Origin of the sequence: Rhodopila sp. (assembly GCF_965277165.1) — a bacterium.
Taxonomy (GTDB): domain Bacteria; phylum Pseudomonadota; class Alphaproteobacteria; order Acetobacterales; family Acetobacteraceae; genus Rhodopila.
On record NZ_CBDICE010000005.1, the window covers coordinates 770,946 to 790,738 of the forward strand.

At 68.2% G+C, this 19,793-nt stretch carries 15 protein-coding genes; 2 read left to right on the forward strand and 13 right to left on the reverse strand.

The features are described 5' to 3' along the window. The first annotated feature begins 27 nt into the window (after window positions 1-27). Both ACQY4Y_RS04220 and ACQY4Y_RS04225 read left to right on the forward strand, forming a co-directional pair. Entirely contained in the window at window positions 28-1,653 is a 1,626-nt protein-coding gene (locus ACQY4Y_RS04220; RefSeq protein ID WP_428489307.1) for an ABC-F family ATP-binding cassette domain-containing protein, read from the forward strand. A gap of 108 nt (window positions 1,654-1,761) precedes the next feature. Further along, window positions 1,762-2,796 carry an LLM class flavin-dependent oxidoreductase gene (locus ACQY4Y_RS04225; protein WP_428489308.1) on the forward strand — a complete coding sequence of 345 codons (1,035 nt, stop codon included), beginning with the start codon at window positions 1,762-1,764 and terminating at the stop codon, window positions 2,794-2,796. Between the two features lie 67 nt (window positions 2,797-2,863). Here ACQY4Y_RS04225 and ftsZ read toward each other — a convergent pair whose 3' ends face one another. The 13 genes from ftsZ to ACQY4Y_RS04290 all read right to left on the reverse strand — a co-directional run bounded on the left by ftsZ (window position 2,864) and on the right by ACQY4Y_RS04290 (window position 19,785). Next, window positions 2,864-4,417: a cell division protein FtsZ gene (gene ftsZ, locus ACQY4Y_RS04230; protein WP_428489309.1), complete on the reverse strand. Its 1,554-nt coding sequence runs from the start codon at window positions 4,415-4,417 to the stop codon at window positions 2,864-2,866. Window positions 4,418-4,489: 72 nt separating this feature from the next. Continuing rightward, window positions 4,490-5,791, reverse strand: coding sequence for a cell division protein FtsA (ftsA, locus tag ACQY4Y_RS04235; protein ID WP_428489310.1), 1,302 nt, complete (start codon window positions 5,789-5,791; stop codon window positions 4,490-4,492). A 14-nt stretch (window positions 5,792-5,805) separates the two neighbouring features. Beyond that, the gene (locus ACQY4Y_RS04240) at window positions 5,806-6,732 is read right to left on the reverse strand and encodes a cell division protein FtsQ/DivIB (RefSeq protein ID WP_428489311.1); all 927 of its coding nucleotides are present in this window, start codon (window positions 6,730-6,732) and stop codon (window positions 5,806-5,808) included. Beyond that, on the reverse strand, window positions 6,720-7,640 hold the full coding sequence (locus ACQY4Y_RS04245; protein ID WP_428489312.1) for a D-alanine--D-alanine ligase: 921 nt from the start codon (window positions 7,638-7,640) through the stop codon (window positions 6,720-6,722). The genes ACQY4Y_RS04240 and ACQY4Y_RS04245 overlap by 13 nt, the downstream gene beginning before the upstream one ends. Then, entirely contained in the window at window positions 7,637-8,650 is a 1,014-nt protein-coding gene (gene murB / locus ACQY4Y_RS04250; protein ID WP_428489313.1) for a UDP-N-acetylmuramate dehydrogenase, read from the reverse strand. Before murB ends, ACQY4Y_RS04245 begins: the two co-directional genes overlap by 4 nt. Next, on the reverse strand, window positions 8,647-10,083 hold the full coding sequence (gene murC, locus ACQY4Y_RS04255) for a UDP-N-acetylmuramate--L-alanine ligase (protein ID WP_428489314.1): 1,437 nt from the start codon (window positions 10,081-10,083) through the stop codon (window positions 8,647-8,649). The genes murB and murC overlap by 4 nt, the downstream gene beginning before the upstream one ends. A gap of 40 nt (window positions 10,084-10,123) precedes the next feature. Then, complete coding sequence (murG, locus tag ACQY4Y_RS04260) at window positions 10,124-11,233, reverse strand: undecaprenyldiphospho-muramoylpentapeptide beta-N-acetylglucosaminyltransferase (RefSeq protein ID WP_428489315.1); 1,110 nt, start codon at window positions 11,231-11,233, stop codon at window positions 10,124-10,126. Window positions 11,234-11,241: 8 nt separating this feature from the next. Beyond that, on the reverse strand, window positions 11,242-12,360 hold the full coding sequence (locus ACQY4Y_RS04265; RefSeq protein ID WP_428489316.1) for an FtsW/RodA/SpoVE family cell cycle protein: 1,119 nt from the start codon (window positions 12,358-12,360) through the stop codon (window positions 11,242-11,244). Continuing rightward, window positions 12,360-13,751, reverse strand: coding sequence for a UDP-N-acetylmuramoyl-L-alanine--D-glutamate ligase (gene murD, locus ACQY4Y_RS04270; protein ID WP_428489317.1), 1,392 nt, complete (start codon window positions 13,749-13,751; stop codon window positions 12,360-12,362). The genes ACQY4Y_RS04265 and murD overlap by 1 nt, the downstream gene beginning before the upstream one ends. After that, on the reverse strand, window positions 13,748-14,839 hold the full coding sequence (gene mraY / locus ACQY4Y_RS04275) for a phospho-N-acetylmuramoyl-pentapeptide-transferase (RefSeq protein ID WP_428490730.1): 1,092 nt from the start codon (window positions 14,837-14,839) through the stop codon (window positions 13,748-13,750). Before mraY ends, murD begins: the two co-directional genes overlap by 4 nt. Beyond that, window positions 14,836-16,236: a UDP-N-acetylmuramoyl-tripeptide--D-alanyl-D-alanine ligase gene (locus ACQY4Y_RS04280; protein ID WP_428489318.1), complete on the reverse strand. Its 1,401-nt coding sequence runs from the start codon at window positions 16,234-16,236 to the stop codon at window positions 14,836-14,838. The genes mraY and ACQY4Y_RS04280 overlap by 4 nt, the downstream gene beginning before the upstream one ends. Continuing rightward, window positions 16,233-17,720: a UDP-N-acetylmuramoyl-L-alanyl-D-glutamate--2,6-diaminopimelate ligase gene (locus ACQY4Y_RS04285; RefSeq protein WP_428489319.1), complete on the reverse strand. Its 1,488-nt coding sequence runs from the start codon at window positions 17,718-17,720 to the stop codon at window positions 16,233-16,235. The genes ACQY4Y_RS04280 and ACQY4Y_RS04285 overlap by 4 nt, the downstream gene beginning before the upstream one ends. A gap of 4 nt (window positions 17,721-17,724) precedes the next feature. Continuing rightward, the gene (locus ACQY4Y_RS04290) at window positions 17,725-19,785 is read right to left on the reverse strand and encodes a peptidoglycan D,D-transpeptidase FtsI family protein (RefSeq protein WP_428489320.1); all 2,061 of its coding nucleotides are present in this window, start codon (window positions 19,783-19,785) and stop codon (window positions 17,725-17,727) included. Window positions 19,786-19,793: the final 8 nt, after the last annotated feature.

A 19,793-nucleotide genomic window follows, 5' to 3' on the forward strand; every position in this document is an offset into this window, starting at 1 on the left:
ATCGGCGAGCGGACGGCACCCCCACACATGCTTCAAATCGATGACCTCGTGTTCAATGCATGGGGGCGGCGTTTCTTTGACCATGCCAGCGTGCTGGTGCCGTCCAATGCCAAGGTCGGGCTGGTCGGGCGCAATGGCGTCGGCAAGTCGACGCTGTTCAAGCTGATCCTGGGCGAACTGGGCGCCGATGGCGGCGCGATCAGCCTGCCGAAGGCGGCACGGGTGGCGAGCGTCGACCAGGAGCATCCAGCGACACCGGTCAGCCTGTTGGACACCATCCTGGCCGCCGACCAGCAGCGCGAGGCGCTGCACGCCGAACTGGACGTCGCCGAACCGGAGCGGATTGCCGACATCTATGCTCGTCTGGCGGAGATCGATGCCGATCGGGCGCCGGCGCGGGCGGGCGAAATCCTTGCCGGGCTGGGTTTCTCGACCGCCGACCTGGCGCGGCCGATGGCGGAGTTTTCGGGCGGCTGGCGCATGCGGGTGGCGCTGGCGGCGGCGCTGTTCGCCGAACCCGATCTGCTGCTGCTGGATGAGCCGACCAACTACCTGGATCTGGAAGGCGCGATGTGGCTGGAGGCCAGGCTGCGGAAATATCCCAGCGCGGCGATCATCATCAGCCATGACCGCGAGCTACTGAACAACTCGGTGCAGGCCATCCTGCATCTGCAGGCCGGCAAGCTTGAGCTGTATGCCGGCGGCTATGACGATTTCGAGAAGCGGCGCGCCGAGAAGGCTCGGTTGGCATCGGCGTTCGCGGCGAGGCAGGAAGCGGAGCGGGCGCATCTGCAGAGCTTCGTCGATCGGTTCAGAGCCAAGGCGAGCAAGGCGGCGCAGGCGCAGTCGCGGATGAAGCGGCTGGCGAAGATGGAACCGGTGGCGGCAACGATCGAGGAGCGGGTGGCGCCGTTCATGCTGCCGTCGCCGACCCGGCCGCTGGCGCCGCCGTTGATCGGGCTGGACGCGGCCTCGGTGGGGTATGACGGTGAGCCGGTGCTGCGCAACCTGAACCTGCGGCTGGATGTCGATGACCGGATCGGGCTTTTGGGGGTGAATGGCGCGGGCAAGTCGACGTTCGCGAAGATGGCGGCGGGGGCGCTGGAGCTGCAATCGGGGCGGATCACGCGGGAGCGGCGGATCAAGGTCGGCTGGTTCCATCAGCATCAGATCGAGGCGCTGGACCCGGCGGATACGCCGCTGGAGATCATCCGGCGGGAGCGGCCCGATGACAGCGAAACGTCGCAGCGCTCGCGGCTGGCGGGGTTCGGGATCGGGTTCGACAAGCAGTCGACGACGGTGGAAAATCTGTCGGGTGGGGAGCGGGCGCGACTGCTGCTGAACCTGGTGGCGATGGCGGCGCCGCACCTGCTGATCCTGGATGAGCCGACCAACCATCTGGACATCGACAGCCGGCGGGCTTTGCTGGATGCGCTGAACGAGTATCAGGGAGCGGTGATCCTGATAACCCACGACCGCTCGCTGATGGAACTGGTCGCGGATCGGCTGTGGCTGGCGGCGGACGGGACCGTGGTGCCGTTCGATGGCGACATGGACGATTACGCGCGGTTCGTGCTGGAACGGGCCAAGGGTGGCAGCGCGGCGAATCAGGCGCGTGGCGGCAAGGGGAAGCGGGCCAGGAAGGCGGCTTGAGTTGGTTCGGGGCCAGTTCGCCCCCTGCCATCCGATCGGAGCGTGAGGTGTGTGGACAACGCGGCGGCGGGCGCGGAAGATCGGGACAATCGTCCAAGGAGCAGCATCATGCGTTTCGGGCTTTTCGGTGCCGCGCAGGCGCAGCGTGGCGGGCCTGACGTCGACAGCGCGGCGGGGTTCAACGACTATATCGATTACCTGATCGAGGCCGAGGCGCTGGGCTACCACAGCTCGTTCATCGTCGAGCACCATTTCACCGGGTTTGGCCAGGTGTCGGCGACGCTGAATCTGTTGAGCTGGGTCGGTGCCAGGACGTCGACCTTGCGGCTGGGCACCGCGGTGCTGGTGCTGCCGTGGCACAACCCGGTGTTGCTGGCCGAACAGGCGGCAACGGTGGACCTGCTGTCGGGCGGCCGGCTCGATTTCGGCGTCGGCAAGGGTTACCGGCACAATGAATTCGCCAGCTTCCGCATTCCGATGGAAGAGGCAGGCGCCCGGTTCGAGGAGTCGATCGACATCATTACTCGGGCGTGGACGTCGAACGAGCGGTTTTCGTTTCAGGGAAAATATTGGTCGTTCGACGACATCATCGTCGAGCCGCCGACCCATCAGAAGCCTCATCCGCCGTTCTGGCAGGGTGCCGGACATGCCGAGAGCATCCGCAAGGTGGCGGCCAGGGGGCATAATCTGTTGCTGGATCAGTTCGCCTCGATCGACGAGACCATTAACCGGTTCAAGACATACAAGGCGGCGATGCTGGGCAATGGATTTGCTTTTGATGCGTCCCAGGTTGGGGTGGCCCGGGCGTTCTTTGTTGCCGATAGCGAGGCGGAGAAGGCGGCGGCGGTGGAGCGGCGGATGGCGGGGCAGCGGCGGTTGCACGCGATCAGCCAACGGCCGGACGGCAACAACACCGCGAGCATCATGGCGTTTTCCGATACCCGCGAGGCGAGCGAGGAAAGCGCGCTGTATGGCACTCCGGATGAGATCTGCCGCAAGATCGAGCGGCTGCAGCGGGAGGGGGTCGAATACATCCTGCTGAACGGCGGCGGCACGTCGCGGCACAACCTGCGACGTTTCGCCACCGAGGTGATGCCGCATTTCCGCAGCAGGTCGACGTCGCGCAGCGACGCGGCGGAGTAGCCGCGCTTTCAGATCGCAAGGCGGTACCGGGTGGCGATGCTTGCGCGCCGCCACCCGGCATTTTGGATCAGGACAACTGCCGGCGCAGGAATGCCGGGATCTCGATGCCGGTTTCCTCGCCGGCCGAGGTCTGACGCACCGAGACGTGGTTGGTCTGCGGCTGGTCGTCGATGAATTCGGGCTCGCGTCGGGTGATCGGCTGCGGGGTGGTGGCCACGGTGGGCGGGAAAGTCCGCCCGCGCAACACTCCGGTCATCTTGTTGAACAGGCTCACCGGCGCCGGCACGGCGGCGGGACCTTGCGGCTGAGCGGCGAACAGATTGGCCCGGGAGTTCAGTTGCACGATCGGCTGCGGTTGCGCCGGGCGTTGTTGAACCGGATTCGGTGGATACGCGGGTTGGTGCAACCCCGGTTGGTGCGGGCCGGGCTGGTGCAGTCCGGGCTGGGACGGCTGAGCGTCCATCATCGAAGCCGCATTGGCGACGGCTTCCGACTGCTGTTGCGATATCTGGCGCAGAGGCGCGGCGAGTCCGTTTTGAGCCGCGCCGGGCACCAGGGCGGGAGCCCCGTTGCGATTGATGATCGGCTGCGGTGCCGGTGCCGCCCCGCCGACCGCGAACAGTTTCGGCCGTAACTGCTCTGCCGATTTGTGCGAGTCGATGCCGGTCGCGACCACCGATACCCGGATCTGGCCGGCCAGGGATTCGTCGACCGCCGAACCGAAGATCACATTGGCTTCCTCGTCGACTTCCTCGCGGATGCGGTTCGCGGCCTGGTCGACTTCGAACAGTGCCAGGTCTTCCCCGCCGGTGATGTTGATCAGCAGGCCGCGCGCGCCCGCCATGGAGGTGTCTTCCAGCAGCGGGTTGTTGATTGCCGCCTCGGCGGCACGGATGGCGCGATTCTCGCCCTCGGCCTCACCGGTGCCCATCATGGCCTTGCCCATTTCCGCCATGACGGTGCGGATGTCGGCGAAGTCGAGATTGACCAGGCCATGCACCATCATCAGGTCGGTGACGCCGCGAACGCCCATGTACAGCACCTGGTCGGCCATCTTGAACGCTTCGCGCCAGGTCGTGCGTTCATTTGCTATACGAAACAGGTTTTGGTTGGGGATCACGATCAACGTATCGACGTATTGCTGGAGTTCCTCGATCCCCTGATCGGCGGAGCGGGCGCGGCGCACGCCTTCGAAGCCGAATGGCTTGGTGACCACTCCGACGGTGAGGATGTTACGTTCGCGGGCCATCTTGGCGATGACCGGCGCGGCGCCGGTACCGGTGCCACCGCCCATTCCGGCGGTGATGAACACCATGTGCGCGCCGTCGAGGTGGCGATAGAGTTCGTCGGCTGCTTCTTCCGCCGCGGCCTTGCCGATTTCCGGTTTGGCGCCGGCGCCGAGGCCCTGGGTGATGTGGGGGCCGAGCTGGATACGACGGTCGGCACGGCTGTGCATCAACTGCTGGGCGTCGGTGTTCGCCACGACGAACTCCACCCCCTGCAGGTTGGCGGCGATCATGTTGTCGACGGCATTGGTGCCGCCGCCGCCGACGCCTATGACGGTGATGCGAGGCGAAAAGTCGGTGTGGGTCATGGTCGGGATCATCAGGTTCAGGGTCATGTTGTTCTCCCCCGGGTTCACGGGACGGCTGTTAGGCAGTTTCTACGACGAACCTCTCGATTCGCGACGGCTTCAGACACGTTCCTTTAAAAAATTAACCAGTCGGCGGAACAGACCGAGTCTTGGCTCGCCGTCCAGGTTGATGTCCTGGAAGGCTCTGCCGTCGCCGGCTGCCCAGGAGAGCAGACCGGCGGCGGTGGAAAAGGCGGGGCCGGTGGCAAGTTCGGGCAGGCCGCGCAGTGCGGCCGGCCGGCCAAGGCGCACCTGGCGGCTGAGCATCCTGGCGGCCAATTCGCGGACCCCGGGAAGCTGGCAGGCGCCCCCGGTCAGGACCACGCGGTTGCCCGCGGCGCGGCCCAGGCCCGACGTATCCAGGCGGTCCTTGATGTACTCGAAGGTCTCCTCGATACGCGGGCGGATGATGTTCACCACCATGCTGCGCGGCACCTTGGCGAGTTGATGGTCTTCTTCTCCGACCAGCGGCACCGGCAGCAATTCGCGATCGTCGTCGGGGCTGGATTCGACGTTGCCATACAGCGTCTTCAGTCGTTCCGCGTGCACCAGGGTGGTGGACAGGCCGATCGCCAGGTCCTTGGTGACGTGCAGGCCGCCGATCGGCAGTTGGGCGGTGTGCATCATCTGTCGGTCGGCGTAGACCGCCATGCTTGTGGTGCCGCCGCCCATGTCGATGATGGTGGCGCCGAGTTCGCGTTCTTCCGGCACCAGGCTGGACAGGCCGGCGGCCATCGGGGCGGATACCAGATCCTCGATGTCGAGGTCACAGCGGTTGATGCAGGATTCCAGGGTGCGCAGCGCGGTGGCGGCGGCATCGATGACGTGCAGGCGGGCGTTCAGCGTGGAGCAGAACAGGCCGCGCGGATCGATCACCTGGTCGGTGGCGTCGACGGCGAAATTCAATGGCAGGACGTGGATCGGTTCGCGTTCGTCCACTTCGGCCCGGGCACGGCCTTCGTTCAGCACGCCGCGGATATCCTGTTCGGTGATGGCGCGGCCGCCGACCGGCCACTGCACGTTGAACAGCCGCGATTGCGGCTGGCCACAGGTCAGGTTGACGGTGACCGAACGCAGCCGGGTATCGGCCATGTCCTCGGCCTGCCCGACGCAGGTGCGGATGGCTTTTTCGGCTGCTTCCAGATCGGTGATGTCGCCGCTGGACAGGCCGCGACCCTTCTGCCAGCCGAAGCCCAACACCCGCAGTGTGCCGTCGCTTTCGACACGTCCGATCAGGCAGGCGATCTTGGTGGTGCCGATGTCGACCACGCCGAACGGTCCGGAACGCTGATGCCTGGCCGGCTCGATCTCCGGGGGTCCGGTATCGGCGGGGGGAAGCACGCGACGAGGATTGTCTGCCATCCGTTCGTGCCTTCTCAGGTTGGTTTCTTGGCGATAACGGGAACCTCGGTTGGCGAGGTTGCGGGCGGCGAGGCGTCGGGCGGGATCGGGGGCACCACGATGCTGTCGCCGGCGTCGGGCTTTGGACGGAACACGAGGCGATCCGGCAGGCGCATATCGATGGCGGCGAGCGGGCGATCGAGCACGTCGTGATCCTGCTGAAGCTGGGCCAGGCGATTAAGCGCCGCGACTTCATGGCCTTCGGGCAGCATCACGTCGGTGCCGTTGGTCATGCGCAGGTTCCACCGCCGCTCACCGACGCGAACGCTGGCCTGGACCTTTTCCTCGAGCGCGGGGCGATCGCGCAGCGCATCCAGCAGTTCGGCGGCCGCGTTCGGTGCGCCCTGGCCGACGATGAGCGGCAGGCGGCGGAACTGGGTGACATCCTGATCGGCAACGACCTGTCCGGTGCGATCGACCAGGACGAACTTGCCGCGATTCTGCCAGATGGCGTACGGCCGACGCTCTTGCAGGTTGACTACGATGGTTCCGGGCAGTCGGCGTTCCACCGTGACGTGTTCGACCCAGGGGATGCGTTCGATCGTTGCCCTGGTGGCGTCCAGCGAGAACCCGAGGATGGGGTCGCCCTTGCGGATGCCGATCGCTTCCCGCAACATTGATTCCGGCGTGTTGGCGCGCCCCTCGATCACCACGTTGGTGACCCGCAGGCCTGACGCGGCGGTCATCGCGCCAAGGCGTTCGCGCATGGTCTTCAGGGTCTGGCCCGGGCCGGCGCGCAGCCCGGCGGTGTGGACCGCGAACATCAGCATCAGGGCGACGATGGAGGCCAGCGCGACCCAGCCCGCCGGGCGCAACAGGCGACGCTGGCGGCGCAACGCCAGGCGCAGGCCGGAGGGACGGTCCTTGACCGAATTGCGCGGAGAACGCCTTACCCCTGACATGACGCGTTCTCCACCATCCAGGTGCAGAGTTGGGCGAAGTCCATGCCGCAATACGCCGCCTGCTCCGGCAGCAGGGAGGTGTGGGTCAGGCCGGGCTGGGTGTTGATCTCCAACAGGATCAGGCGGCCGGGTTCGCCTTTGGTGTCGTCGTAACGAAAATCGCAGCGGGTGGCGCCGCGGCAACCCAGCGCGCGATGCGCGGCGGCGGCGACATCGAGGGCCTGGTCGCGGATGTCGGGATGCACGGCGGCCGGAATGATGTGGCGCGAGCCGCCATCGGCGTATTTCGATTCGTAGTCGTAGAAGCTGCCAGCGACCGCGCGGATCTCGGTGACGGCGAGGGCACGGCCGTCGAGCAGGGCGACGGTCAGTTCGCGGCCTGGAATGTATTCTTCGACCAGGGCGGCGGACCCGAAGGTCCAGCTTCGGGCGATCTCGGTTCGGCGGTTGTCGCCGGCGCGCACGATGGTGACGCCGACGGATGATCCTTCGTTCACCGGCTTGACGACATAGGGCAACGGCATCGGATCGCCGGTCTCGAGTTCCCAGACCGGCACGACGCGGCCGGGCGCGACGGGCAAGCCGACCGACTGGAACAGGGCTTTGGCGGCCTGCTTGTGCATTGCCAGGGCCGAGGCGCGAACCCCGGAATGGGTATAGGGGATGGCGAGCCAATCCAGCACGCCCTGGATCGCGCCGTCCTCGCCGAAGCGGCCGTGCAGCGCGTTGAACACGACATCGGGCTTTGGCATCAGGGCGCGGATGACGGCGCCGAGATCGGCGCCAACGTCGATCGGATCGACGTCAAAGCCGGTTTCGCGCAGCGCGGCGATGACCTGGACGCCGGTGGCGAGGCTGACCTCGCGTTCGGCGGAGATGCCGCCGTAGAGCACTGCGACCCGGGTCATGATTTCACCCCAGGGGGCACTACCCCAGGGGGGACTACCCCAGGGGGGACTACCCCAGGGGGCACCATATCGGGGGGCACCATCTCGGGGCGTCCGCCGGGGATGCCGATGCGGCGGATTTCCCATTCCAGCGTGACCCCGGTGGCGGCGAGGACGCGGCGACGGACTTCCTCGCCCAGGCCTTCGATGTCGGCGGCCGTCGCGGTGCCGGTGTTGATCAGGAAGTTGCAGTGTTTGTCCGAGACCATGGCGCCGCCTCGGGTCAGGCCTCGGCAGCCGGCGGCATCGATCAATTCCCAGGCCTTCATGCCGTCGGGGTTGCGGAAGGTCGAACCGCCGGTGCGGGCGCGGACCGGCTGGGTGGCTTGCCTTGTCGCCTTGATTTCGGCCATCCGAGCGGCGATCAGCGTGGCGGCACCTGGGATGGCGCGGAGGTGGACGCGGGTGACGACGGCGCCGGCCGGCAGGGCGGCGTGGCGGTAGTCGAAGGCGAGTTGCTGGGCGGGCAGGCGGCGCTGTTCACCGGTGCGGGTGAGGATTTCCGCCCAGTCCAGGACGCTGGCCAGATCGCCGCCATAGGCACCGGCGTTCATCGCCACCGCGCCACCGATCGATCCCGGGATGCCGGACAGGAATTCGACCCCGGTCAGTCCGGCGGCGGCGGCATGTTCGGCGACGGTGACATCGAGCGCGGCGGCGCCGGCAGTGATACCGCCGGCTTCGATGGTGATGGCGGAGAAGCCGCGCGCCAGCCTGATCGTTACTCCAGACAAACCACCATCGCGCACGATCAGGTTGGAGCAGGCGCCGATCACCTGGACCGGGACCTGGTGCGGCAATGCGCGCAGCAAGGCGGCGAGGTCATCGGCATCGGCGGGACGCACCAGCAGTTCGGCGGCGCCGCCGGCGCGGAACCAGGTGAACGGCGCGAGCGCGGCGTTCGGCTGCACCCGGCCGCGCAGTTCCGGTAGCGATTCGATCCAGTCGGGCAGGCGTTTGGCGGCCATCATGTCGCCACCGCTCTGCGGTTGCCGCCGGTCTGCAACGCGGCGAGATCGGCGGGCAGCGCGGCCGCCCATTGGGTGATCGATCCGGCGCCGAGGCAGACGACGAAATCGCCGGGACGGGCGATGGCGTGGACCATCTCGGCGAGCAGGCCGGGGTTGGGCAGGGCGACGACGCTGCGGTGGCCGCGGGCGCGCAGACCCTCGACCAAGGCATCGCGGGTGGCGCCATGGATCGGCGGCTCACCCGCGGCATAGACATCGGCGACGATGACGGTGCCGGCGTCGTTCATGCAGGTGCAGAAGTCGCCGAACAGCGATTGAAGGCGAGAGTAGCGGTGCGGTTGCACCACCGCCACGACGTCGCGGGCGCCGGCCTGGCGGGCGGCTTTCAGGACGGCGGCGATTTCCACCGGATGGTGGCCGTAATCGTCGATCACGGTGATGCCGCCGGCCTCACCGGTCTTGGTGAAGCGGCGCCTGACTCCCTTGAAGCCGAGCAGTGCGGTGCGCAGGGTCTGGTCGTCGATTTCCATTTCGATACCGACGGCAATTGCGGCCAGCGCGTTCTGCACGTTGTGGGCGCCCAGCATCGGCAGGCGGAACGGGCCCATGCGGCGGGAGCGGTTATGGAAGCGATCTGTGAGGACGACCTCGAAGGTGGAGCCCAGCTTGTCGGGCAGCATGCGTTCGGCGCGGATATCGGCCTGCGGGGAGAAGCCGTAGGTGACGATGCGGTGGTCGGACAGGCGGGGGATCATCTGCTGCACGGCGGGATGGTCGATGCAAAGCACGGCGAAGCCATAGAACGGGATGTTGGCGACGAACTGATCGTAGCCGGCGACCATGGCCTCGGCGCTGCCCCAGTGATCCAGGTGTTCGGGGTCCATGTTGGTGACGACGGCGATCAGCGCTGGCAGGCGCAGGAAGGAACCGTCGCTTTCGTCGGCCTCGACCACCATCCAGTCGCCGCTGCCCATGCGGGTGTTGGTGCCGTAGGCGTTGATGATGCCGCCGTTGATCACAGTGGGATCGAGGTGGGCGGCTTCCAGCACGCAGGCGATCAGGCTGGTGGTGGTGGTCTTGCCGTGGGTGCCGCCGACCGCGACGGACCATTTCAGCCGCATCAGTTCGGCCAGCATCTCGGCTCGGCGGACGACCGGGATCAGGCGGGCGCGGGCAGCGGCAACCTCGGGGTTGTCGCGCTTTACCGCGGTCGAAACGACGACAACCTGGGCGGTGCCTAGGTTGGCGGCGTCGTGGCCGATGGCGACCGGGATGCCGGACTCGCGCAGGCGGCCGACATTGGCGGATCCGGCGATGTCGCTGCCTTGGACGCTGTAGCCCAGCGTGTGCAGCACTTCGGCGATGCCTGACATGCCGATGCCGCCGATGCCGACGAAGTGGATGGTGCCGATGGACAGCGGCAGGGCTCTCATGACGACCTGCCCGCGGCGGTGAGGTTGCGGCTTTCTGCCATCACACGCGCTCCGTGCCGCGCGCGGCCATGCGGGCTTCGACGAGGTCGGCGAGGCGGGCGGATGCGTCGGCGCGGGCCTGGGAACGGGCGTCGATCGCGGCATCGGCCAATCGCCGGGGATCAGCCAGCACGGTCGCCAGTTGCTCTGCCAGCGAGGCGGGGGTGAGGCGCGGTTGCGGCATCACCCATGCGCCGCCGGCCTCGGCGACGGCGCTTGCGTTGGCGGATTGGTGGTCGTCGATCGCAGCGGGCAGCGGCACCAGGATCGATGGCCGGCCGGCAACCGCCAATTCGGCCACGGTGGAGGCGCCGGCGCGGGCGATCACCAGGTGTGCGGTCGCCAGGCGCGCGGCGACGTCGGGGAAGAACGGGGATAGTTCGGCGTCGATGCCGTGGGCGACGTAGGCGGCTTTGACCCGTTCGAGGTCCTCGGCCCGGGTTTGCTGCACGACGGACAGGCGGCCGCGCAAGGATTGCGGCAGCAGGCGCAGTGCATCGGGGACGACATCACTGAAAATCCGGGCGCCAAGGGAGCCACCGAGCACCAGCAGGGAGATGCGGTCGGTGGCGGCGATATAGCTGGTTTGTGACAACGCGGTGATGGCCGGGCGAACCGGGTTGCCGGTGAATTCGCTGCGGGTGCCGGCGGGAACTCGTTGGGTGCCGGCGAATCCCAAGGCAAGAACGTCGGCGCGCCCAGCCAGGAAGCGGTTGGCCCGGCCGAGCACGGCGTTCTGTTCATGCAGGATCAGCGTTGGCCGGCGGCGGAGCATGCGCGCAGCCAGGATCGGGGCGACGCACGGGTAGCCGCCGAAGCCGACGACGCTGCCGGCGCCGAGCCGGGACAGGATAGCGCGGGCCTGGGCGATGCCGGCGGTGAGCGAAGCGATCGCCTTGGTGGCGCGCCATGGCCCGCGTCCGGCGATGCCGGCGCCCTGGATCACGTGCTGCTCGCGTCCGGCGAAGGTGGCGCTGGACTGCCCGGCCGATCTCGCATCGGTCATCAGCACGATACGATGGCCGCGGGCGACGAGTTCGGCGGCCAACGCCTCTGCCGGGAAGAAGTGGCCACCGGTTCCGCCCGCGGCGATGACGATGGGCTGCACCATGGGGCCCCTCATGCCAGTTCGTCCCGGCTGCGCCGGCGGGTCAGCGCCAGCAGCATGCCCATACCGAGGGCGACGGCGATGACGGAGGAGCCGCCATAGGAAATGAACGGCAGGGTCATGCCCTTGGTCGGGATCAGGCGCAGGGTGGAGGCCATGTTGACGAAGGCCTGCAGGCCGAAGCCGGTGACCAGGCCGGCGCACGACAGCACGATGAACGGGTCCTGCTCGCGCAGCAGCTTCAACAGGCCGCGCAGCACGATGAAGGCGAAGACGGACAGGATGACGACGCAGATCAACATGCCGAATTCCTCGCCGGCGACGGCGAAGACGAAGTCGGCGTGGGCGTCGGGCAGCACGTCCTTGACGTGGCCCTCACCGGGCCCGCGTCCCCACAGGCCGCCGTTGCCGAACGCCTCGAGCGCGGTGGTGACCTGGTAGTTATCGCCGGTGCCGTCCCAGAAACGAGTGACGCGGCTGCGGACGTGGGGGAACACGGTGTAGGCGAGGACGCCACCGCCGCCGATCATGCCGAGCGCCACAGCGACCAGGAACAGCGGCAGGCCATTGATGTAGAGCTGGGCGAGGAACACCACGGTGACCACCGCCAACATGCCGATATCGGGCTGCGACTTCAGCAGCAGCAGGATGCAGCCGAACACGACGCAGGCGATGATGGTGCCGGGGAAACGCGGCGATCGCTTGGCCTCACTGAGCAGCCAGGCGGTGACGACGGCGAAGCAAGGCTTGAGGAACTCGCTGGGCTGGATGGTCATGCCGGGCAGCGAGATCCAACGCCGCGCGCCCTTGATCTCGACCCCAACCACCATGGTGGCGGCGGTCAGGGCCAGGGCAATCAGGCAGCCGGCGATGGCGAGGCGCTTGATGTCGCGCGGTGACAGCAGCGAGACGGCGACGACGATCACGCCGGCGATGGCCAGGAACACCACCTGCTTGAGGATGAAGGTCTCGCGTGAGGTGCCGATGCGTTCGGCGACGGCGGGGCTGGCGGCGAGCATCATGATGTAGCCGAAGCCGATCAGCACGCCGATGGCGCCCAGGGTCCAGCGATCGACGCTCCACCACCAGCGGCCCAGCATCGAGTCGTCGGCGCGGGAAAGGGAGGGCATCAGGCGCCTCCTGTCCGGCTGGGGGTGGCGGCCAGGCGGGTGGGGGCCAAGTGGGTGGGGGCCAGGTGGGTGGGGGCCAAGTGGGTGGGGGATAGGGCTTGGGCGAGTTCGGCGAAGCGGTCGCCGCGCTGGTCGTAGCCGGTGAACTGGTCCCAGCTTGCGCAGGCGGGGGACAACAGGACGGTGGGGGCGTGATGGCGGGTGGCGGCGGCGAAGGCGGCTGGCACGGCAGCTTCCAGTGTGCCGGGGATGTCGAACGGGACGCCGTGGTGGGCGAGCGTGGCGGCGAGGCCAGGGGCATCGCGGCCGATCAGGAACGCGTGGGCGATGCGCGGGAACAGTGGCGCCAGCGGTTCGATGCCGCCTTGCTTGGCCATGCCTCCGGCGATCCAGATCAAGCGGTCGTAGCAGACCAAGGCTCGTTCGGCGGCGTCGGCGTTGGTTGCCTTGCTGTCGTTGATGAAGCTGACGCCATCGACGGTGGCGACACATTGCTGGCGGTGGGGGAGGCCGGGATAGGTTTGCAACGCGGACGCGATGGCGTCATCGGACACGCCGAAATGGCGCGCCACCGCGGTCGCGGCGGCGGCGTTTTGCGCGTTGTGCTCGCCCGGCAGGGCCGGCCCTCGGGTCAGGCCGGGCGCGGCGCCGGAGATGCGGACCAGATGGGCGGGTTTGGTGTCGAGCCAGGCGGCGATGTCTCGGCAGTTTGGGTCGTCGATACCGATCACCGCCAGGTGGTGGGAGCGCTGGCGGTCGAAGATCGCGCACTTGGCGCGGGCGTAGCCGGCCATGTCGCCGTGACGATCGATGTGGTCTGCGCTGAGGTTGAGCATCACCGCGGCATCAAACCGCATCTCCGCGAGTCGCTCCAACATATAGGAGGACATTTCGAGCACGTACACTCCATGATGTGGTAGCAGGGGCAGTGACAAGGCGGCTGGGCCGAGGTTGGCGCCGGCCTCGGCTGGGATGCCGGCGCGGTCCAGGATGTGGTGCAGCAGTGCGGTGGTGGTGGATTTGCCGTTGGTTCCGGTGATCCCGACGAAGCGGGCGCGCGAGCCGGAGGCGCGGACCGCATGGAACAGCAATTCGACGTCGCAGAGGATCGGCACGCCGGCGGCGATCGCGCGTTCGGCGGCGGGGTGCGGCTTGGGCAGGCGGTGCGGGATGCCGGGGGACAGGACCAGGGCGTCGTAGTCGAACGGGTATTGTGTAGGATCGGCCAGTTCGAGGCCTTGGGCGGCTGCTCGGACAGCGGGGTTGTCGTCCCAGGCGACGACCTGGGCGCCCATCGAACGCAGGAAGCGGGCGGCCGGCAGGCCGTTACTGCCGAGGCCGACGACGGCGTAGCGCTTGGCGCTGAACAGGGTGGGGGAGAATGTGGTCATCGGATCTTCAGCGTGGCCAGGCCGAGCAGGGCGAGGATCATCGAGATGATCCAGAAGCGGATGACGATGGTCGGTTCGGCCCAGCCTTTCTTCTCGAAGTGATGATGCAGCGGGGCCATCAGGAAGACGCGGTGGCCGGTCCGCTTGTACCAGAACACCTGGATGACGACTGACAGCGTCTCGACCACGAACAGTCCGCCGACGATCATCAGGACGATTTCGTGCTTGGTGACCATCGCCACCGCGCCCAACGCGCCGCCGAGGCCGAGCGCGCCGATATCGCCCATGAAGACGGCGGCGGGCGGTGCGTTGAACCACAGGAAACCCAGGCCGGCGCCGACCAGGGCGGCGCAGAACACCGCCAGTTCGCCGGCGCCGACCACCGGGTTGAGCTGCAGGTAATCGGCGAAGATGCGGTTGCCGACCAGATAGGCGATCAGGGTGAAGACGGCGGCCGCGATCATGGTGGGCACGATCGCCAGGCCGTCGAGCCCGTCGGTCAGGTTGACCGCGTTGGAGGCACCCATCATCACCAACGTGCCGAACACCGGAAACAGGGCGCCCAACGGAATGACGACTTCCTTGAACACCGGAACGGTGAGCGCGGTGGCGAGCGGGCCTCGGGCCAACGAGGTAATCCAGATCGCGGTGGCGAGGCCGATCGCGGCTTGCACGATCAGCTTGATGCGGCCGGGAACGCCGCGAGTGTTGCGCCTGGTCACCTTGAGGTAATCATCCCAGAAGCCGAGCGCGCCGTAGCCCAGGGTGACGAACAGGACGGCCCAGACGTAGCCGTTCCTGAGGTCGGCCCATAGCAGGGTGGAGATCGTCAGGCTGCCCAGGATCAGCAAACCGCCCATGGTGGGCGTGCCTTTTTTCTCGACCAGGTGGCGCTCTGGCCCATCCGAACGGATCGGCTGGCCTTGCTTCTGCACCGACTTGAGCCAGCGGATCACCGCCGGCCCCAGCACGAAGCTGACGATCAAGGCGGTGAGGCAGGCGGCGCCGGCGCGGAAGGTGATGTAGCGGAACAGGTTGAACAGAAAGAAGTGGTCCGCGAACGGCCGGGAGATCACGGACAGCATCAGACGGCTCCGGCGGGCGCGGGTTGCTCGATGGCTTCGATGACGCGCTGCATGCCGCTGCCGAGGCTGCCTTTGACCAGGATGGCATCGCCTCGGGCCAGGGCGGCGGCGACCAGGGGGGCGAGTTCGGCGGCGTTGGCGGCGTGGGCGGCGCGCAGGGGTTGCGGGACGGCGTCGAACAGGTGGCGCATCAGCGGCCCGCAGGTGAACAGGCAATCGGCGGAATTGATCACCGCGTCGGCCAGGGCGGCATGCTCCGCCGGCCCCTGGTCGCCGAGTTCCAGCATGTCGCCGAGTACCGCGATCCGGCGGCGCGCCGGCTGCAGGCGCAGCACGTCGAGCGCGGCGCGTATCGAGGCACCGTTGCCGTTGTAGCTTTCGTCGAGCAACCGGACGGCGCCGCAACCGACCCGGATGTCACGCCGCGCGCCCCGGCCGGCGAGGGGAACGAATGCCTCCAGAGCGTCGATCGCTCGGGTGGGGTCGAGGCCAAGCGCGGCGACGACGGCGAGGGTGGCGAGAGCGTTCATTGCCATGTGGCGGCCGGGTGCGGCGAGTCGCAGCGAGGCGGTGCGGCTGGCGATGTCGACGTGGATCAGCGAGCCGGCGTCGTCGGCCTCGGTGTGGACGAGCCGGACGTCGGCCGTCGGGTCGGCGCCGAAGGTCACCACGGTAGCGTTGCCGGCGCGCGCCCTGAGGCGGGCGAATTGCGGCGAATCGGCGGGCAGTACGGCGGTGCCGCCGGGTTCCAGGCCGACCATGATGGTGGCCTTCTCGTCGGCGATGGCCTCGATGCTGCCGAGGTAGCCGATATGGGCGCTGGCGATGCTGGTGATGACGGCGACATGGGGGCGTGCGAGACGGACGAGCGGGGCGATCTCGCCGGCGTGGTTCATGCCGATCTCGGCGATGCAGAACCTGGCATCGCGGGGTGTGCGGGCCAGGGTGAGCGGCAGGCCCCAGTGGTTGTTGTGAGACGCGGCGGCGGCGTGGGTAGGGCCGAAGGCGGCGAGCACACCGCGCAGCATTTCCTTGGTGGTGGTCTTGCCGACGCTGCCGGTGACGGCGATCACGCGGAAATCGCTGGCGTCGGAGCGCGCCCGGGCATAGGCGCCGAGGTGCGAAAGGCCGGCCAGAGTGTTGTTGACGCGCAGCACCGGTTCGGCCGGCGCGGTGTCGGCGTGCACCATTGCACCGGCGGCGCCGCGGGCCAGGGCGTCGGCTACGAAGGCATGGCCGTCGCGGCCGTCGCCGAGCAGGGCCACGAATAGATCGCCGGGTGCCAGCGATCGGGTGTCGATCGAGACACCTTTTGCGTCGAACGGTTGCGACAGGACGCCGCCGGTCGCTTCGGCCAGTTCGGCCGCGGTCCATAGTGGTAGGGGCTGGGGCTGGGTCACGGGCTGGGGTCCTGGCAGCCGGCCAGGCGGCGGATGACCGTGGCGTCGTCGAACGGCAGCACGGTGGCGCCGACGATCTGGCCATGCTCATGGCCCTTGCCGGCGACCACCAGGACGTCTCCGGCCGAGAGGCTGTTGAGCGCGGTTTCGATCGCTTTTGCGCGGTCGCCGATTTCGCGGGCGTTCGGGCAGGCGGCGATGATGGCGGCGCGGATCGTTGCGGGGTCCTCGCCGCGCGGGTTGTCGTCGGTTACGATCACACTGTCGGCGAGGCGCGAGGCGGCCTGACCCATCAGCGGACGCTTGCCGCGGTCGCGGTCGCCGCCGGCGCCGAACACCACGTGCAGACGCCCGGCGGTGTGCGGGCGAAGCGCGGTCAGCAGCCGTTCGAGTGCGTCCGGGGTGTGGGCGTAGTCGACGTAGGCGGTGGCGCTATTGGGCAGCCTGGCGGCACATTCCAGGCGGCCGCGCACGCCGCGCAGCGCCGGCAGGCGATCGAGCACGTCGGGCAGCCCCAGCGCTTCGGCGAGGGCGGCGGCGAGCAGCGCGTTGTCGGCCTGGAATCGGCCGGGGAGATTAAGCGTGACGGTGCGCTGCCTGCCGGCGGAGGCAATCGTCAGGTCCTGGCCGTCGGGGCGCGGCTGGGCGCGGAGCAATCGCAGCCGGCTGCCGTTTTCGCCCACCGTGTGGAACTCGAGGCGGCGGCGGCGGGCGAGGTCGCGCAACGCGTCCAGGGTCGCGGCGTCCATTTCGGCATGGGCGATTGCCGGGGCGCCGGCGGGCAGCAGCGTGTCGAACAGGCGCAACTTGGCGCTACGGTAGGCGTCGAGCGTGCCGTGGTAATCCAGGTGATCGCGCGTCAGGTTGGTGAACGCCGCCGCGGCCAGCCTGACACCGTCCAGCCGGAATTGATCGAGGCCGTGGGATGACGCCTCCATCGCCGCCTTGGTGACGCCGTGACGCGCCAGGCCGGCCAGGGTCTCGGCGAGGCTGACCGGGTCGGGCGTGGTCAAACCGGGGCCGGGATCGAAGCCCGGCGCGATCACCCCCAGGGTGCCCAGGCTGGCGGCTTTGGCGCCGGCGGATGCCCAGAGTTGGCGGGTGAACTCGACGGTGCTGGTCTTGCCGTTGGTGCCGGTGACCGCGACCACGGTCTCGGGCTGGGGGCCGGCCAGGACGGCGGCGATCTGGGCGAGGCATTGGCGCGGCTCCGGATCGGTGATGACCGGGCGCGGCGGCACGCCGGGCGGCCAGGGTGTTCCGGGCGGGGCCAGGACCGCGATCGCGCCGCGCTCCACCGCGTCGGCGATGAAGGCGCGGCCGTCGGCGCGCGATCCGGGCAGGGCGGCGAACAGATCGCCCGGCACGACAGTGCGGCTGTCGGCAGTAACGCCTGCAATGTCGAGGCGGGAGATGTCGAGGCGGGCGAGGGTATCCCGGCCTCGGGCACGCGGCGCGCCGGGGAAGGTGGAAAGGCGCGGCATGAGATCAGCGAGCAGCAACGGGGGCGGCCGTGGAGACGGCCACGACGGGTGCGGCGACCGGTGCTGCCACGGGGCGGTCACGTTCGGTTCGCTGCTGCCGGGGTTCGGGCGCCGGGCGGCTGATCGCCGGCGGCAGGGCAACGGCAGGGACGGTGAGTTCGGGGCGATTGGTGGGGTGCGTCTTGGCGACCGGGATCGATGCGCCAAGGTGATGGGCGGGCACACCGGCTGGACGCGCCGGTTGCAGCGGGATGGCGAGCTCCTGGTTGATTTCCGGCATGTCCTTGATATCGGGCAGCAAGCCCAGCATCGGCCCGATGCGCGCGATCACCTTGCCGGCGGCGGGGGCGACGACCCAGCCGGCGGTGGCGTAGCCGTGGGTCGCCTTGGTGGCGTGCGGTTCGTCCAGCATCATGTAAACCGCGTATCGCGGGGCGTTCATCGGGAATACGCTCATGAAAGCGGCGACGTTCGAGTGTTTCTTGTAGCCGCCGTGCGGCTTGACCTTTTCCGCCGTGCCGGTCTTGCCGCCCGGGTAGTAGCCGGGCACTTCGGCGGCCTTGCCGAACCCGTTGGTGACCACCAGCCGCATCAGCTTGCGCAAGATGTCCGACGTGGACTTCTGCATCACCCGCCGGCCATTGACCGGAGCGTCCGGGTCACGCGCGAGGATGGTCGGACGGACCAGAATGCCGCCGTTGGAGACCGCCGCCGTGCCGCGCACGACGTGCAACGGGGTCAGCGAGATACCGTGACCGAATCCCACGGTCATGGTGACGACTTCCTTCCAGGCTGACGCGGGCTGGATGATCGGAAGCGCGGACTCCGGCAGTTCGATGCCGGTGCGACCGAACATGCCCATGTTCTTGAGCCAGGCCCGTTGGCGCTCGGCCCCGACCGTGAGGGCGATATGGGCAGCCCCGAGGTTGGAGGAATACGCCAGGACCTCGGGCAGATACAACCAGCGATGCTTGCCCTCGAAATCCGAGATCGTGAAGCGGCCGATGTGGATGTTGCGGGAGGCGTCGAACTCGTCCCAGATGTGCACCAAGCCGCTGTCCAGCGCCATCGAAGCGGTCTGCAGCTTGAACGTGCTGCCCGGTTCGTAGGTGCCCTCGACCGCCCGGTTGAAACGGTCATCGGCCGGCGCGGTGCGGACGTTGTTGGCATCGTAGTCCGGCAGGCTGACCATGGCCAGCACCTCACCGGTGTTGACGTCCATCACGATGCCGCAGCCGCCGATCGCATCGAAGGTCTGCATCGCGTTGGCGAGTTCCTCGCGCACCGCGGCCTGCACCTGCAGGTCGATCGACAGACGCAGCGGATCGGTGTTGGTGCGCAAGCGCTTGTCGAAATAGCGCTCGACCCCGGCGAAGCCGTTTTCGTCGACATCGACACCGCCGAGAACCTGCGCGGCGGTGCGTCCCAGCGGATATTCGCGGTGCTGGGTCGGCTCGAAATTGACGCCCGGAATGCCGAGGTTGTTGATCGCCTGCTCTTCGCGGGGGGTAATTTCGCGCGCCAGGTAGATGAACTTCTTGTTGTCGCGTTTCAGCCGGTCCTCGGTTTCGGCCAGATCGAGCCGGGGCAGGATCTGCTTCAACTTCCTCGCGGCATCGTCGGCATCGCCGATTTGCCTTGGATCGGCTGACAGCGAAACCGTGTTGAGCGAGATCGCCATCGGCTGTCCGTTGCGATCTGTGATCATCGCCCGCTGGCCGGGCAGCGAGGCCTCGACTGAATTGTGCGGGATCGAATCGACGATCTCGGTGACCGAGCGCTGGACGCGGTGCGGCGTCAGTGGGGTGACGATGGTGGCCAGCGCCAGCTTGGTCAGTACCGCGGCGAACAGCACGGCGAAGCCACCGGCGGTGATCACCAGTCGCGAGCGGGTCTTTTCCAGTGCGATCCGGCGCGCGAGGTCGGGAGCGGTGACCCGCACATTCTCCATTCGCGGCACCGCGTCCGACCGGCTGGCGCCCTGGCGCGGCGCGGGCCTGCCGAAGCGGGCTCCGTTTCGCGGCGGCGGGCCAGACGGTGGAACGGGGTCGCGTGGGTCGCTCATGCTGGCGG